This is a genomic window from Trebonia sp., assembly GCF_049794275.1.
Classification (GTDB): Bacteria; Actinomycetota; Actinomycetes; order Streptosporangiales; family Streptosporangiaceae; genus Trebonia.
The window spans coordinates 1-1,636 of the sequence record NZ_JBARCR010000148.1; the positions used below are offsets into that span (position 1 = coordinate 1).

General features: G+C 68.6%; 2 protein-coding genes and 1 pseudogene. 1 reads left to right on the plus strand and 2 read right to left on the minus strand.

The window, feature by feature from the left end:
* A pseudogene (locus WA805_RS04320) lies at positions 1 to 294 on the plus strand (RNA polymerase subunit sigma-70); the annotation flags it as partial.
* Here the strand turns inward: WA805_RS04320 and WA805_RS04325 are convergent.
* Both WA805_RS04325 and WA805_RS04330 read right to left on the minus strand, forming a co-directional pair.
* A complete protein-coding gene (locus WA805_RS04325; RefSeq protein WP_422290735.1) occupies positions 264 to 1,112 on the minus strand; it encodes a hypothetical protein in 849 nt (282 codons plus the stop codon). The pseudogene WA805_RS04320 and the gene WA805_RS04325 overlap by 31 nt on opposite strands.
* A 145-nt stretch (positions 1,113 to 1,257) precedes the next feature.
* A partial coding sequence (locus WA805_RS04330; RefSeq protein WP_425241691.1) for a GNAT family N-acetyltransferase occupies positions 1,258 to 1,636 on the minus strand: 379 nt, incomplete at its 5' end.

Consider the following 1,636-nt stretch of genomic DNA (forward strand, 5'->3'; position numbering starts at 1 on the left):
ACGCCGACCTGGTTCGCCGGCCGCGAGGCGGTCGCCCGCTTCTTCGGCACCCGGGTGCTCGGCGCGCCAGGCGATTTCGCGCTGACCGCGACCGGCGCCAACGGGCAGCCCGCGTTCGCCGCGTACCGGCGAGGCGGCGACGGCTATCACGCGCACGCCATCGTCGTGCTTGAGGTCAGGGGGGCAGCCCTGGCGCGGATCGTGTCATTCCTCGATCCCGGGCTGTTTCCCGTGTTCGGGCTGCCCCCGATGACCCCGGGACGTCAGGCGAGCACGACCGCCTTGAAGTCGTAGTACCTGAGCAGGTAGTTCAGGGTCGAGGCGTGCAGCAGGTAGTCGCCGTTCAGGCCGAACTGCGTGCTCCACGAGTTCCTGACCTTGATGACCGTGTTGCCCAGGTCGACGCTGCCGCTGCTGGTCAGGGCCAGCTGCGTGATGCCGCGCTGCAGCGTCTCGTGGCCGCCGGCCACGCCGGACTTCACGGACGCGCGCATGGCCTCGTAGCTGCCGTCGCCGTCCACGAAGCCGTTACTGTCGGGCTTCATCCACGAGTTGAACCACGGGCCGCCCTGCATGACGGTGCCCAATTGCAGCAGGGCGAGGGCGGCGGTGACGTTCGGCGCGGACTTGTAGCTGGCCGCGAAGCCCTGGGCGATGAGCTCCTGGCAGACGTACAGGCCGTTGGAGCCGCAGTCGGTGGGCGGCCATTCCTGGGACGGGACGCCGGTCTGGTCGGTGACCAGGTGGTACAGGAGGATCGCGAACTCCTCGTCGGCCGGGCCGTCGGTCCCGGACATGGCGATCGCGCCGGTGCCGCCGGTGAGCTTGAGGCCCGTGATGTCCTTGCCGGCGGCGGCCCACCGTTCGGCGATGTGCGCCGTGCCGGTGTTGCAGGTGCAGGAGCCGAGTGCGTCCGCGGCCGCGGCGCCTGGCACCAGCTTGGTCACGTCGATGCCCTGCTTGTCCAGGTCTTCCTGGTCGAGGACCGGGATGGGAATGGCGTGCTCGACTTCTTTGAGCGGCGTGTCGTCGTGGAATTCAAGTAGGTCGAACCTGAGCGGTTCTGCTATCGCTACTTGTCCGAATTTGGTGCTGGTTGGTCCCGCGTACATGGTGTCCCCCCGTACCTGGACAGCGTGAATGCTGTCCGTGCAGATAATTGAGAGCGCCGGGGACCGCCAGGTACATTGTGGGAACTTTGCCGTCGTGAAGTCTAGCCCTCATTCCGCTAAATCACGTTTAGCGGCATTTACGGCTTTATCGGCAAAGCGGGAGGCCCGTCAATAGGACGTCGAGCACCGGCACGTCCGGGCCCTGGCCGCGAGTGCGCGCGAGCCGCCGCCAGCCCCATGACCTGAAGGCGGCCTGTGCGGCGGCCGCATCCGGCGGGACGGTGAGGGTCGCCCGTTCTTCCGCCCGGCCGTCGAGGATGAGGTCGTGCAGCGCCCGGCCGATGCCCTGCCGCCGCCAGGACGGGCGGACGAGGATCTCGGTGAGGGCGAAGGTGCGGCCGGGGTATTCGGCGGTGACGTTGCCGGGCAGTTGAGTGGTCAGGTCTTTCCACCAGGAGGTGGACGGGCGCAGCGGCAGGCCCGACGCGTACGCCACGAGGTAGCCGCCGTGGCGGGCCTCGGCC